This is a genomic window from Duganella sp. LjRoot269 (assembly GCF_964254095.1).
Taxonomy (GTDB): domain Bacteria; phylum Pseudomonadota; class Gammaproteobacteria; order Burkholderiales; family Burkholderiaceae_D; genus Rugamonas; species Rugamonas hordei.
Map to the genome: position 1 here is coordinate 480,569 of NZ_CAXUSL020000001.1, position 13,412 is coordinate 493,980.

Below are 13,412 nucleotides of genomic sequence, written 5' to 3' on the forward strand. Positions count from 1 at the left end.
AATAAGTGGCGGGATTAGTCGACAAACAGCTCAATTAGCAATAAGCTTGTTTCTTAGAATGTTTTCTTTTGAGAATCTAGCAACAAGCCGGCGCGCGAAAAGGATAGGGGTAAGAACATGTTATTTCTGAAAAGTACGACCGTCACGAAAGCGCCTGGGATTTACGACGTAGATATCGCCGCCAAACCGCCGGGCAAGACCTTCGGCGTGTTCATGGCCACCGATCCGGACAATCCCCCGACCGAAATCCTGGCCGCGCTCGCCGCCATGGGCTTCAAGAATACCTACAGCGGTGGTTACACCCACAAAGACCGCGGCAAGGTGCTGGACCTGCACTTCCAGAAGGACGGCACCGACCTGTTCCAGGGCTGGAAGGCGGAGGAGATGGAAGCCAATATGGCCGCCATCACCGCGCTGTTCAGCGGCATCGGCATCACCATCGCGCCGCGCGTCATGACCTTGGCCGAAGCCTACGCCTAGAAGTTGTCGCAAAGAGACCGCAGCGTCGTTGCAGCGCCTCGCCGTGCTAGCGCACTGCCTTCGCCGCTGCGCCTAGCTGCGCTCATTTGCGACAACTTCTACACTTCGATGTGATACAGCGCCCAAGGGCAGGAACCGAACCGTTCAGCGAGCGGTTTGACCGCCATCTCGGGCACCTTGTCGGCATCGTAGATCGCCCATAGCGGACCGAGTCCGCCCAGCGCCATCGGCGCGCCATCCAGATGGGTGGCGACGATCCAGCGCTGCGCGCGCGCCTGCGCCACCGTGATCGTGGCGGCATAGCCATCCACCGCGCGCAACACCAGCTTGCCGTTGTCGCTCAATACCGCACCGGCCGCCTTCATCACGTCCAGCAGCAGCGGGCCGCGCAGCGTGTGCGGCTTGCTGTCGTATTCCAGCGTCGGATGGATGGTGATGCTGGGCAGTGCCGCCAGCGCGGCGAAATCGAAACCATGCGCCTTGTCGAAGGTCAGCTTTTGCTTGAACATCATCTGGTCCAGCACCGGGTCGAAGCGGCCGCGGTTGGGCTTGCCGATCGCGCCGGTGACGGTGAGCAGCGCCGGGCCGGCGCTCTTGGCGGCGGCGCGCGCAGGCAAGGCTGTTGCTGCGGCCATGCCGGCCAACGCGGCGGTGCCCAGGAACTGGCGTTTTTTCATGCGGTTCACTCCTCGATGACGTAGTGCCGGTATCATACCGCGCATGGATCTTTTTGCCGACGACACCAGCCTGACCGCCATCCCCATCGAGGACGGCGAACTGTGGTTTCAGCAGCGGCTGGCGCTGGACCTGGCGCCGGCCGAAGTCATGCAGCGCCTGCTCGACGAAACCGACTGGCGCGCCGAGGAAATCCAGGTGTGGGGCAAGCTGCACCTGCAGCCGCGCCTGTCGGCCTGGCATGGCGAGGCCAGCTACCGTTACTCCGGCAAGACCTTCCACCCGCTGCCGTTCACGCCGCTGCAGCTGCACATCAAGCAGGCGGTGGAAAAGGCCACCGGTCGCCAGTTCAACAGCGTGCTGCTGAACTACTATCGCAACGAGCGCGACAGCATGGGCTTCCATGCCGACGACGAGCGCGAGCTGGGGCCGGATCCGGCTGTCGCGTCGGTCAGTTTCGGCGATCCGCGCACCTTCATCCTCAAACACCGGCGCCTGCCGAAGACCGTCAAGCTGGCGCTGGGCGACGGCTGCCTGCTGCTGATGGCGGGCGCGCTGCAGCGGCACTGGCTGCACGGCATCAACAAGGAACGCGCCGCGCGCGGTCCGCGCATCAATTTGACCTTCCGCCGGATTTACTAAGCGTTTGCTAGTGTTGGAACCGCCTGACACTTTGTACCGTGCCAGCGAAAATAAGCCCGCGGCCTCGCGCAGCGCCGGTTGGCGGCTGCTATCGTTGTTGTCTCGAACAGGGAGGCAACCATGTTTAGCAATATGAAAGTCGGTACCAAACTCATTACAGGCTTCATCTCCATCGCGGTGCTGGGCGCCATCGTCGCCTGTATCGGCATCGTCAGCATGGGCCGCATCAACAGCATGGCCGACAGCATGTACAGGGAAGACTTGCTGGGCGTTTCGTATATCAAGGAAGCCAACATCAACCTGATCTACGCGGGCCGCTCACGCAACAGCTTCCTGCTGGCGACCTCGGCGCAGGAACGCGCCACCCACCGCGCCGATATCAAGAAATACCTGGCGACGATCCAGGACTACCTGGACAAATCGCGTCCGTTGTTTGTCAGCGAAAAAGGCCGCCAGCTGCTGGCCAGCTACGCGGCGCCGGCGCAGGAATACGAAAAGCTGCTGTGGCGCGCGCTGGACCGCGCGGACAGCGAACCGCTGGCACAGCGCAGCGACGAGCTGAACCAGATGCTGGTGGCCGCGCGCACCCAGGCCAACCTGCTGGACGACCTGCTGACGGCGATGACCCAGGTTAAGGAAGAGCGCGCCAGCGCCAAGGCTGCCGACACCACCGCGCTGTACCATTCCAGCCTGGCGCTGATGGTGGGCCTGGTCGTCGGCAGCCTCGGCATTGGCCTGGCGCTGGGCGTGATGATCACGCGCACGCTGACGCGGCAGTTGGGCGGGGAGCCAGCCTACGCGGCCGACGTGGCCGGCAAGATCGCGGGCGGCGATTTGACGGTCAGCGTCGACATCCGGCCCAACGACAAGGCCAGCGTGCTGCATGCGATGAAGTCCATGCGCGACAGCCTGGGCGGCATAGTCGGCCAGGTTCGCGCCGGCACCGACACCATCGCCACCGCGTCCACGCAGATCGCCAGCGGCACGCTGGATTTGTCGGCGCGCACCGAGCAGCAGGCCGGCGCGCTGGAGGAGACCGCGTCATCGATGGAGGAACTGACCTCGACCGTCAAGGCCAACGCCGACCACGCGCGCGTCGCCAACGAGCTGGCGCGCTCCGCCTCCGAAGTGGCGCGCAAGGGCGGTGCCGTGGTCGACGAAGTGATCGGTACGATGGGCGCGATCAATGAATCCTCCGGCAAGATCGCCGACATCATCGGCGTCATCGACGGCATCGCTTTCCAGACCAACATCTTGGCGCTGAACGCCGCGGTGGAGGCGGCGCGCGCGGGCGAGCAGGGCCGTGGATTCGCGGTGGTGGCGTCCGAGGTGCGCAACCTGGCGCAGCGCTCGGCAGCGGCGGCCAAGGAAATCAAGCAGCTGATCGACGACTCGGTCAGCAAGGTCGACGCCGGCGCGCGCCAGGTCGACCAGGCCGGAGTGACGATGCGCGACATCGTCGCCAGCATCCAGCGCGTGACCGACATCATGGCCGACATCCAGGCCGCCAGCGGCGAGCAGACCAACGGCATCGAGCAGATCAACCAGGCCATCATGCAAATGGACGCGGTGACCCAGCAGAACGCGGCGCTGGTGGAGCAATCGGCTGCGGCGTCAGAATCGATGCAGGACCAGGCGCGCAAGTTGTCGGAGGTGGTCAGCGTGTTCCGCCTGGACCGGCAGCACACGGCGCCGGCCGCACCGCTCCGGAGGGCGGCTGGCCAAAATGCGGGCAAGCTCTTAAGCCTCTCTTAAGTTTGGCTTGGAAGGTTTTTTGCCTGCAATCGTTCGGCTTACATCCTGTCACACTTCTTACTAATTCGGTGGTGACGGGTGTTGGTTGGAGTGCTATCTTGGTTCCATCGCAATTCAAAGAACTGCGATCCCAAGCAAGTCCTGCTTCAACCATTTTGCTGAAAGATCCAATACCATGAAAAAAATTCTGTTCGCATTAGTTGCTTCCGCAGCCGCCTTGGGCGGTACTTCCGCATACGCCGCCGATGATGCCGGCACCGCCTACATCGGCGCCGGCGTCGTGGGCAGCCACTACAAGTTCGACGTGCCGAATACGACCACGTCCAGCGACCGTAGCGGCGACAAGGCCACCGGCAAAATCTTCGCCGGCTACAACATCGACAAGACCTGGGCGGTTGAAGGCGGTTATACCGACTTCGGCAGCAAGGCGTTTAACTACACCGACGCCACCGGCGCCGCCGGCCGCATCGAGAGCGATGCCCACTCCTTCTATCTGGCGGGCAAGGGCAGCTGGCCGGTGAACGAGCAGGTCGCCCTGTTCGGCAAGCTGGGCGTGGCGCGCAACCACAACAGCGTGGACACCTCGGGCGTCGCCTCGGTCAGCGGCGGCAGCAACAAGAACGCGCTGTACGCATCGGTGGGCGCGGAATACGCGATCAACAAGAACGTCAAGGTCTCGCTGGAGTATGAAAACTACGGCAAGAACGACATCGATGTGGGCCGCAAAAACGGTGCCATCACCGCCGGACTGCGCTACAACTTCTAAGCCGCTCCAGCGTCGGGAAAGCCGCCTTCGAGGCGGCTTTTTTGCGCCCATATTTGATAATCGAAAATTTCGAACATGATTCGCAAAATTTTCCGTTTTTCTTTTGAGTCAGGTTGGAAGATACTTCATTCCAGCAGAGAAAACACCGCAAACAACGCGGATCCGAAAATCGAAATTATTGAATATAGACTGGAGATTCACATGCCTACCGCTATCGCTAAACCAGGAAGCACCCTGCTCGATCCAAGCAACCACACGCTGATCATGATCGATCACCAATCGCAGATGTCCTTCGCCACCAAGTCCATCGACCCGGTACAGCTGCGCAACAACGTCGCGTTGGTCGCCAAGGCCGCCAAGGGCTTCAACGTGCCGACGATCCTGACCACGGTCGCGGAAAAATCGTTCTCCGGTCCGATCTTCGACGAAATCAAATCCGTGTTCCCGGACCAGGCGGCCATCGACCGCACCACCATGAACACCTGGGAAGATCCACGCATCGCCGAGCGCGTCAACGCCATCGGCAAGGGCAAGATCGTGCTGGCCGGCCTGTGGACTTCGGTATGTATCGTCGGCCCCGCGTTGTCGGCGCTGGACCAGGGCTTCGAGGTCTACGTGATCACCGACGCCAGCGGCGACGTGTCCGACGAAGCGCATGAGCGCGCTGTCGAGCGCATGGTGCAGTTGGGCGCCCGTCCGATGACCTCGCTGCAGTATCTGCTCGAACTGCAGCGCGACTGGGCGCGCGGCGAAACCTACAACGAGACCGTGGCGACCTCGATAGCCCATGGCGGCGGCTACGGCCTCGGCCTGATCTACGCCAAGACCATGTTCGGCGCGGCGGAAGGCCATTAATGCGAAAACCCCGAAAGCCGTCGCCGGCTTTCGGGGTTTGTCGTTGCCCGCGTCGTAGATTTAGACGGTCAGCGGTTTGTAGCGGATGCGTTTTGGCTTCGCGCCTTCCTCGCCCAGTCGTTTCTTCTTGTCGGCTTCGTATTCCTGATAGTTGCCGTCGAAGAAGGTGACCTGCGAGTTGCCTTCGAACGCCAGGATGTGCGTGGCGATACGGTCGAGGAACCAGCGATCGTGGGAAATCACCAGCACGGAGCCGGCGAATTCCAGCAGCGCGTCTTCCAGCGCGCGCAGGGTTTCCACGTCCAGATCGTTCGACGGTTCATCCAGCAGCAGCACGTTGCCGCCCTTGAGCAGCGTCTTGGCCAGGTGCAGACGGCCGCGTTCGCCGCCGGACAGGTTGCCGACGATCTTCTGCTGGTCAGAACCCTTGAAGTTGAAGCGGCCCAGGTAGGCGCGCGACGGCATGTCGAAGCGGCCGACGCTGAGCATGTCGGCGCCGCCGGACACGTCCTCGAACACGGTCTTCGTATCGCCCAGCGTGTCGCGGCTCTGGTCGACCAGCGAGATGCGCGCGGTCTGGCCGATCACCACTTCGCCGCTGTCCGGCTTGTCGAGGCCGGCGATCATCTTGAACAAGGTCGATTTACCGGCGCCGTTCGGGCCGATGATGCCGACGATCGCGCCCGGCGGAATGGTGAACGACACATTGTCGATCAGCAGGCGGTCGCCAAACGCTTTCGAGACGTTCTTGAACTCGATCACTTCATTGCCCAGGCGCTCGGCCACAGGGATGAAGATCTCCTGGGTCTCGTTGCGTTTCTGGTATTCGTATTCGCTCAGCTCGTTGAAGCGGGCCAGGCGTGCCTTGGACTTGGCCTGGCGCGCCTTCGGATTCTGGCGCGACCATTCCAATTCCTTCTGCAGCGCCTTCTGGCGCGCCGATTCGGTGGCTTCTTCCTGCTTCAGGCGGTTGGACTTCTGGTCCAGCCACGACGAGTAGTTGCCTTTCCATGGGATGCCGTGGCCGCGGTCCAGTTCCAGAATCCATTCGGCGGCGTTGTCCAGGAAGTAGCGATCGTGGGTGATGCCGACCACGGTGCCCGGGAAGCGCAGCAGGAATTGTTCGAGCCATTCGACGGACTCGGCGTCCAGGTGGTTGGTCGGTTCGTCGAGCAGCAGCATGTCCGGCTTGGACAGCAGCAGCTTGCACAGCGCCACGCGGCGCTTTTCGCCGCCGGACAGCACGCCGATCTTGGCTTCCCAAGGCGGCAGGCGCAGTGCGTCGGCGGCCATTTCCAGTTGCAGGTTCAGGTTGCCGCCGTCGGAGGTCGAGATGATCGCTTCCAGCCGCGCCTGTTCGGTGGCCAGCGCGTCGAAGTCCGCGTCTTCGTCGGCGTAGGCGGCGTACACGGCTTCCAGCTTGGCTTGCGCCTCGAACGCTTCGCCCAGGCCGGACTCGACTTCCTGGCGCACGGTTTTTTCCGGATCCAGCTGCGGTTCCTGCGGCAGGTAGCCGATGTTCAGGCCCGGCATCGGCACGGCTTCGCCCTGGATGTCGGTGTCGAGGCCTGCCATAATTTTCAGCAAGGTCGACTTACCGGAGCCGTTCAGGCCCAGCACGCCGATCTTTGCGCCCGGGAAGAAGGACAGCGAAATATCTTTCAGGATCTGGCGCTTGGGCGGGACGATTTTGCCCACGCGGTTCATGGTGTAGACGTAATTTGCCATTGAGAATCTCAGTGATAGGTATAAATGCAAGGAAGGACGACAGGATACGATAAATCCCGCCATCCGCCCACTATTTAGCGCGGCGGCTGACCCACAGCCCCTCTGCCACGTACAGCAGCAGCGCGCTCCAGATGATGACGAAGCCGATCAGCCGCGCCTGCGGGAAGGTTTCATGGAACACCCATACGCCCAGCAGCGCCTGCATGCTGGGCGACAGGTATTGCAGCAGGCCCAGCACCGACATCGGGATCTTGCGCGCGCCGGCCGCGAACATCACCAGCGGAATCGCGGTGATCGGCCCGGCCGCCGCCAGCAGCCAGCGGGTGCTGTCGTTGGGGCTGTTGATAAAGGTGTTCTGGCCATGCAAGGTCAGCCACAGCACATACACCAGCGCCAGCGGGAACAGCATCATGGTTTCCAGCGACAGGCCTTCCAGCGCCGCCAGCGCGGCGGTCTTGCGCAGCAGGCCGTAGCCGCCGAAGGTGATGCCTAAAATTAAGGCAATCCACGGCAGCTGGCCGGCCGACCAGGTCAGCCAGGCCACGCCGCAGGCGGCCACGCCGATGGCGATCCACTGGGCGCGGCGCAGCTTTTCCTTCAGCACCAGCAAGCCCAGCAGCACGTTGACCAGCGGATTGATGAAGTAGCCGAGGCTGGCGTCGATGACGTGACCGTTGTTGACCGACCAGATGTAGACGAACCAGTTGGCCGTCAGCAGCACGGCGCTGGCGATAAAGCTGCCCAGCACACGCGGCTGCCGCAGCACCCGCGGCAGCCACTTCCATTGCTGGCGGACGGTCAGCACCAGGCCCAGGAACAGCAGCGACCACAGCATGCGGTGCGCCAGGATTTCCATCGCCGGCACCTCGCCGATGGCGTGGAAATACAACGGGAACAAGCCCCAGCAAAAGAACGCGAATGTGGCGTACAGGATACCTGTGTTCATGTGGGGCGTCGGCGGGGAGGGGGCAAGGTCTGCCATTATCGCTGAAATACCGCCTGGCCGCAGGCGGGGGAGCAGGTTCGGCTGCCAGACTCGCACTCCCGCCCGCACCAGCGTACACTGGCGATATTGAAATATTGGAATGCTATTCCATGCGAAAATATCCTTGCCTTTTGCAAATACTTATCCTATTGTGCAATGCACCAAAACAACAACAGGTGCAATCTTGACCGTGCAACACAAGAAAAGTAGCCTCGCCGCGCTGACGCTGGCGGCCGTGGGCATCGTCTACGGCGACATCGGTACCAGTCCCCTCTACACCCTCAAAACCATCTTCGATCCCGAGCACGGCCTGGCGTTGAACGAGTTCAATCTGCTGGGCATTATTTCGCTCATTTTCTGGGGCCTGACGATGATCGTCTCGCTCAAGTACGTCAGCCTGGTGCTGCGCGCCGACAACCGCGGCGAGGGCGGCATCATGGCGCTGATGGCGCTGGCGCTCAATTCCGTCGCCAAGACGGCTGGGCGCTGGCACTATCCGCTGATGCTGCTGGGCGTGTTCGGCGCGACGATGTTCTACGGCGACAGCGTGATCACGCCGGCGATTTCCGTGCTGGGCGCGATCGAGGGTCTGGAAGTGGCCGCGCCGGGGCTGGAGCAGTACATCGTGCCGCTGACCCTGATCGTGCTGGTGACGCTGTACGCGGTGCAGCGCCATGGCACGGCCGGCATCGGCCGCTGGTTCGGCCCGGTCATGGTGGTGTGGTTCGCCGCGCTGTCGGTCATGGGCCTGGTCAACATCGCCGCCGCGCCGCAGATCCTGTGGGCGCTCAATCCGCTGCATGCGCTGCGCTTCATGTTCGAGAACCGCATGATCGCCTTCGTCGCGCTGGGCGCGGTCGTGCTGGCCTTCACCGGCGCCGAGGCGCTGTATGCCGACATGGGCCACTTCGGCAAGAAGCCGATCCGCGCCGCCTGGTTCCTGATCGTGTTTCCGTCGCTGGCGCTGAACTACCTGGGCCAGGGCGGGCTGCTGCTGACCCATCCCGACGCGATTTCCAACCCGTTCTTCCAGCAGCTGGGCGCGTGGAGCGTCTATCCGCTGGTGGTGCTGTCGACGCTGGCGGCGGTGATCGCCTCGCAGGCCACCATTTCCGGCACCTTCTCGATGACCAAGCAGGCCATCGCGCTGGGCCTGCTGCCGCGCATGCGCGTGGTGCACACGTCGGAACGGGAAATCGGCCAGATCTACATCCCGGCCGTCAATTGGCTGCAGCTGGTGGTGGTGCTGCTGGCGGTGATCGGCTTCGGCTCGTCGGACAAGCTGGCCGGCGCCTACGGCATCGCGGTGACGGCGACCATGCTGGCGACCACCTTCCTGACCTTCTTCGTGATCCGCTACCGCTGGAACCTGCCGCTGTGGCTGTGCTTTGCCGCCACCGGCTTCTTCATCATCATCGACATCCTGCTGTTCTCGGCCAGCACGCTCAAGCTGCTGCACGGCGGCTGGTTCCCGCTGCTGCTCGGCTCCGTGCTGTTCACGGTCATGCTGACCTGGAAGCGCGGCCGCGAGCTGGTGTTCCAGAACCTGCAGAAGCACGCCATTCCGCTGGAGGACTTCCTGTCGTCGCTGTTCGTGGCGCCGCCGACGCGGGTCTACGGCACCGCCATCTTCCTGCGCGGCGAAAGCGACGGCGTGCCGCACGCGCTGCTGCACAACCTGTCGCACAACAAGGTGCTGCACGAGCGGGTGGTGTTCTTCACCGTGCACGTGGTCGAGGAGCCTTATGTCGCCGAGGCCGAACAGGTCAAGGTGACGGACCTGGGCCACCAGTGCTACCAGCTCAACGTCTACTACGGCTTCAAGGACGAACCGGACATCCCGCGGGTGCTGGCGCTGTGCGAGTGCATCGGCCTGCCGTTCGAAATGATGGAGACCTCGTTCTTCATCGCCCGCCAGACGGTGATCTCGACCCCCGGCGCCGGCATGGCGACCTGGCGCGAACATCTGTTCGTGGCGATGTCGCGCAACGCGCGCGGGGCCGCGGACTACTACCAGATTCCCACCAACCGTGTCATTGAATTAGGCACGCAAGTGGAAATTTAAGCACACAAACGGTGCTAAAAGATGTAACCGAATGTAGTGCCCGGAGCGGAAGCGGCGCGGTCTGCTAAACTTCTGCTCCGACATGCCCGCATCCGTGCGGCGCAAGCGTACGAATACGAACATTCCATCAAAGGTAATCATGAAATCGATGTTTCAAATTATTGCTGCCGTCGTCTGCGCAGCGGTCCTGGCAGCCTGCGGCGGCGGCGGCTCGAAGACCCCGGCCGTCGTGGTGGTGGCGCAGCCGACCTACAAAGTGACTGAAACCGTGGTCGGTACCGGCCTGACGGCGGAAACCGGCGACCTGGTGGTGATCAACTTCGTCGGCTACCTGTACGACTCGACCAAGGCCGACGGCAAGGGCGCCAAGGTGGAAAGCTCGGTCGATACCGGCAAGACCGCAGCCCCGTTCACCATCGGCGTCGGCGCCGTGGTCACCGGCTGGGACCAATCCATCCTGGGCATGAAAGTGGGCGGCAAACGCACCGCGATCCTGCCGGCCAACCTGGCCTACGGCGCCGTCGCGCACACCGCGCTGCCTGCGATCGGCAATATCACCTACGCCGCGATTCCCGCTAACTCGCCGCTGGTGTACGACTTTGAACTGGTCGACGTGACCAAGGCAGTACTGCCGGTCGTCGTGCCGCCGCCGACCACGCTGAAAATCGTCGACACGCTGGTTGGTAGCGGCGCTGCCGCCGCCAACGGCAAAACACTGAGCGTCAACTACACGCTGTACGTCTACGACGGCACCCGTGCCGACTTCCGCGGTCCGGCGGTGCAGACCACCGTCGGCGGCACGCCGTTCAGCTTCCAGCTGGGCGCCGGCAAGGTCATCGCCGGTTGGGAGCAAGGCGTGCCTGGCATGCTGGTTGGCGGCAAGCGCACGCTGACCGTTCCGCCTAGCCTGGGTTACGGCACGACCGCGCAGAGCGGCATCCCCGCCAACTCGACGCTGATCTTCGATATCGAACTGCTGTCCGTGCAATAAGGCGCGGTTCGGCAAACGGAAAGGCAGCCTGTGTGGCTGCCTTTTTTTTCGGCTAGTCGCGCAGCGCTTCTGCGGGCGCGATGCGCATCGCCGCCAGCGTGTGGCGGGCGGTGGCCGCCGCCACGATCAGTGCCGCAAACGCCAGCGCCACCGCCGGCGCCCAATCGCCCAGCGGCGTGTGCTCGGCAAACCCGGACAGATAGCGGGCAATGCCCAGCCAGGCCAGCGGCAATCCCATCGCCGCCGCCACCGCCGTCAGCAGCACGAACTCGCGGCCGACCAGCGCCGCGATCGCCCTGCGGCCGGCGCCGTGCAGCTTGCGCAGCACGATCTCCCGCGCGCGCCGCTGCACGCTGTGGGCGGCCAGCACGTAGATGCCGAATGCCGCCAGCGCGAACACCACGGTCGTGGCGCAGGCCAGCAGGCGGGCCAGGCGTACGTCGTCCGCATAGGCACGCTTGTAGTAGCTGGCGGCGCCGCGCATCACCAGCTCGCGGTCCGGATAGTAGCGGCTCCACGCGGCGGCGATGTCCCGTTCCAGCGTGGCCGGTGAGCCGGCGCGCATGCGCACGGTCAGCATCCGGCCGCCGCGCGCCAGGTCGTAGATGGTCGGCCGTACCGGATCGCGCAGCGTCTCCCAGCGCAGGTCCGGCGCGATGCCGACAATGCGCTGCCGCGTGCCGTTGATGCGCTGGCCCAGCGCCTGCTGCGCCGACTGCCACCCCAGCGCGCGCAGCGCCGCCATGTTAAGCAGCACGTTCTGCTCGCCATTGTCCACCAGCCGGTCCATCGAGGGATCGAAGATGCGGCCAGCAACGGCCGGCAAGCCGTAGACGCGGAAGAAGTCCGGCCCGACCATCTGCACCGTCAGCGCCACCTCGCTGCCGTCGAGACGCTTGGCGTTCTCGCTGCCGCGCGTGCCGGTGCCGTTATCGCGTCCCGGCACCTCCTGGCTGTCCGCCACGCCCTCGACACCGGGCAGCTGCGTCACCGCGTCGCGAAAGGCCGCCGCCGCCGGTGCGGTGGCGCTTTCGGGCAGTTCCACCACCAGCAGCGGCGCCGTATCGAAGCCCGGCGGAGCCGACGCGGCGAACTGCGTCTGCCACAGGATCGCCAGCGCCATGCCGCCCATACCCATGGCGGCGCCGAACTGCACGGCCGTCAGCACCCGCCGCATCCACGCACCGCCGGTGGTTTCGCCGTTGCGGTGGGCCAGCGTCTCGTTCATGTCGACGCCGCGCGCCAGCCAGCCGGGATAGGCGCCCGCCGCCGCGCCGACCGCCACGCCGAACAGCAAGCAGGCACCGATGGCCGGCGACGTGAACATGCCGTCCAGCCGCCGCTCCAGCATATCGGACGCCAGCGGCAGCAGCAGCCACGCCAGCAGCACGCCCAGCGCAGCGGCGAACAGCGACAGCAGCGTCGATTCGGTCATGAACTGCGCCAGCAGCTGGCGCGTGGTGGCGCCGAGCACACGGCGCACGGCGATCTCGCGCCGGCGCTGCAAGGTGCGCACCGTCGCCAGGTTGACGTAGTTGACCACGGCGAGGAACAGGATCAGCAACCCGACCGCGCCGAGCGCCAGCACCATGCGCTTGTCGCCGCGCGGACCGGTGCCCATGGTGTTGGCCACGGTTCGGTCGAAGTAGGCCTCGGCCAGCGGACCGAGTCCGATATCGACGAACTTGCGCCCGCCCAGTGCCTTCTTCATTTCCGGCGTCGCCATGTTGTCCCATGGCGCGCGGTCGACGGCGTCTTGCAGCACGGCCTGCAGCGCCTGTGCGCTGACGCCTGCACCGGTTTTGACGTAAATGCGGCCGCCGATACCCATCCAGTTGGCCAGCGCCTCGCGGCGTTCCTGCTCCGGCCACAGCGCGCTGCCGACGCCGACCAGCGCGCCGAACTGGATGGTGCTGTTGGCCGGCCGGTCCGCCAGTACGGCGCGTACCTGCAGCAACTGGCTATTGATGGTGATGCTCCGTCCCAGCGGCAGGGCGCTGCCGAACAGGCGTAACGCCTCGCGCTGCGTGACGGCCAGTCCATCGGGTTGCGTCAGCGCCTGCTGCAGATCGCCCGCCAGGGCTTGCAATCCGGCGATGCGCTGGAATGCCGGGTCCACGACCGTCACTTGCAGCAGCGTTGGACGGCCTTGCAGTTGGAGTGTCGCCTCGCGCGGCCACCATGCGCTGGTTTCCAGCTGCAGGCCGCTGCGCATCGCCACTTCGCGCAGGGCGAACGGCGTGTACTCCATCCACTGCGGCTGCGGGATGAAATTCAGCCGGTGCTTGATGACGAAGACGCGTTCGCGCTCCGGCACATCGCTGTCGTAGCTGAACGAGTAGCGGACGAATCCCAGCAGCAGGAAACAGACGGCGAAACCGGTCGCCAGCCCCAGTATCTCCACGGTGGAGTGCCAGGGCTGGCGCAGCAGCAGGCGCCAGCCGATGCGAAAATCTCGTAGTGCCATGGG

Annotated in this window: 11 protein-coding genes; 7 read left to right on the forward strand and 4 right to left on the reverse strand. The window is 64.2% G+C overall.

The window, feature by feature from the left end; all coding sequences use genetic code 11:
- The first annotated feature begins 117 nt into the window (after positions 1-117).
- Complete coding sequence (locus ACSQ3S_RS02105) at positions 118-480, forward strand: hypothetical protein (RefSeq protein ID WP_176653148.1); 363 nt, start codon at positions 118-120, stop codon at positions 478-480.
- 98 nt (positions 481-578) lie between these two features.
- Here the strand turns inward: ACSQ3S_RS02105 and ACSQ3S_RS02110 are convergent, their stop codons facing one another.
- Complete coding sequence (locus ACSQ3S_RS02110) at positions 579-1,157, reverse strand: molybdopterin-dependent oxidoreductase (protein ID WP_436141455.1); 579 nt, start codon at positions 1,155-1,157, stop codon at positions 579-581.
- A gap of 43 nt (positions 1,158-1,200) precedes the next feature.
- Between ACSQ3S_RS02110 and ACSQ3S_RS02115 the strand changes: the two genes are divergently transcribed.
- From ACSQ3S_RS02115 to ACSQ3S_RS02130, 4 genes are all read left to right on the forward strand, one after another.
- A complete protein-coding gene (locus ACSQ3S_RS02115) occupies positions 1,201-1,797 on the forward strand; it encodes an alpha-ketoglutarate-dependent dioxygenase AlkB family protein (RefSeq protein WP_436141456.1) in 597 nt (198 codons plus the stop codon).
- Between the two features lie 120 nt (positions 1,798-1,917).
- A complete protein-coding gene (locus ACSQ3S_RS02120) occupies positions 1,918-3,552 on the forward strand; it encodes a methyl-accepting chemotaxis protein (RefSeq protein WP_436141457.1) in 1,635 nt (544 codons plus the stop codon).
- 175 nt (positions 3,553-3,727) lie between these two features.
- Positions 3,728-4,318 (forward strand): outer membrane beta-barrel protein, encoded by a 591-nt coding sequence (locus ACSQ3S_RS02125; RefSeq protein ID WP_176653145.1) that lies wholly within the window; start codon positions 3,728-3,730, stop codon positions 4,316-4,318.
- Between the two features lie 201 nt (positions 4,319-4,519).
- Entirely contained in the window at positions 4,520-5,173 is a 654-nt protein-coding gene (locus ACSQ3S_RS02130; RefSeq protein WP_176653144.1) for a hydrolase, read from the forward strand.
- 60 nt (positions 5,174-5,233) lie between these two features.
- On the opposite strand, the gene ettA is transcribed toward ACSQ3S_RS02130, so the two are convergent.
- Together ettA and rarD are read right to left on the reverse strand one after the other, a co-directional pair.
- Positions 5,234-6,901: an energy-dependent translational throttle protein EttA gene (gene ettA, locus ACSQ3S_RS02135; RefSeq protein ID WP_436141458.1), complete on the reverse strand. Its 1,668-nt coding sequence runs from the start codon at positions 6,899-6,901 to the stop codon at positions 5,234-5,236.
- A gap of 70 nt (positions 6,902-6,971) precedes the next feature.
- Positions 6,972-7,847: an EamA family transporter RarD gene (gene rarD / locus ACSQ3S_RS02140; protein ID WP_436141459.1), complete on the reverse strand. Its 876-nt coding sequence runs from the start codon at positions 7,845-7,847 to the stop codon at positions 6,972-6,974.
- A 223-nt stretch (positions 7,848-8,070) separates the two neighbouring features.
- Here rarD and ACSQ3S_RS02145 point away from each other — a divergent pair, with 223 nt between their 5' ends.
- Both ACSQ3S_RS02145 and ACSQ3S_RS02150 read left to right on the forward strand, forming a co-directional pair.
- On the forward strand, positions 8,071-9,951 hold the full coding sequence (locus ACSQ3S_RS02145) for a potassium transporter Kup (protein WP_436141460.1): 1,881 nt from the start codon (positions 8,071-8,073) through the stop codon (positions 9,949-9,951).
- 139 nt (positions 9,952-10,090) lie between these two features.
- On the forward strand, positions 10,091-10,942 hold the full coding sequence (locus ACSQ3S_RS02150) for an FKBP-type peptidyl-prolyl cis-trans isomerase (protein ID WP_176653140.1): 852 nt from the start codon (positions 10,091-10,093) through the stop codon (positions 10,940-10,942).
- A 52-nt stretch (positions 10,943-10,994) separates the two neighbouring features.
- On the opposite strand, the gene ACSQ3S_RS02155 is transcribed toward ACSQ3S_RS02150, so the two are convergent.
- Entirely contained in the window at positions 10,995-13,409 is a 2,415-nt protein-coding gene (locus ACSQ3S_RS02155; protein WP_436141461.1) for an FtsX-like permease family protein, read from the reverse strand.
- Between the last annotated feature and the right edge of the window lie 3 nt (positions 13,410-13,412).